At 67.7% G+C, this 623-nt stretch carries 1 protein-coding gene; it reads right to left on the bottom strand.

Features of this window, described 5'->3' with window-relative positions; translation table 11 throughout:
- Window positions 1–112: 112 nt before the first annotated feature.
- Window positions 113–623 (bottom strand): ATP-binding cassette domain-containing protein (locus EOA29_RS39180; RefSeq protein ID WP_127222553.1); only part of this gene is annotated, 511 nt, incomplete at its 5' end.

Here is a 623-nt window from a genome sequence, read left to right as displayed (position 1 = left end):
GAAGGTGGATCGGCGCGCAGCGCCGAGACGGATGAGGGGTGTTCCAGCGGAGTGAGGCGTTGGCGTTCCCGCGACACCTTCTCCCACAAGGGGAGAAGAGATCGCCTTGAGCTTACGCCGCTTCGTTGACCGGACGGCTGAGGCGGCGGACCTCCTCGTCGTTGAGCAGGCCGCCGGCGCGCAGCAGGGCTGCGAAGCGGCCGTTGCGCAGCGACAGCTCGGTGAAGCCGCCATATTCGACCACCTTGCCCTTGTCCATGAAGACGACCAAGTCGGCGTCGCGGACGGTGGTGAGGCGGTGGGCAATGATGAAGGTGGTGCGATCGCGGCGCAGCTCGTCGATCGCTTCCTTGACGCGGTCCTCGGTCTCGACGTCGAGCGCGCTGGTCGCCTCGTCGAGCACCAGGATCGGCGCATCCTTCAGGACGGCGCGGGCAATGGCGATGCGCTGGCGCTCGCCGCCAGAGAGCTGGCCGCCGCGCTCGCCGACGACGGTGTCGTAACCGCAGCTCTTCGACAGGATGAAGTCCTGCGCGGCGGCCGCATTGGCCGCGGCGTGCACTTCGTCATTGCTCGCATCGGCGCGGCCGACGCGGATATTGTCCTCGATCGAGCGGTTGAGC

It is taken from the genome of Mesorhizobium sp. M1E.F.Ca.ET.063.01.1.1 (genome assembly GCF_003998155.1).
Classification (GTDB): Bacteria; Pseudomonadota; Alphaproteobacteria; order Rhizobiales; family Rhizobiaceae; genus Mesorhizobium.
The sequence above is the reverse complement of the archived record's forward strand: the minus strand, read 5'-3'. Positions and strand labels throughout refer to the sequence as shown.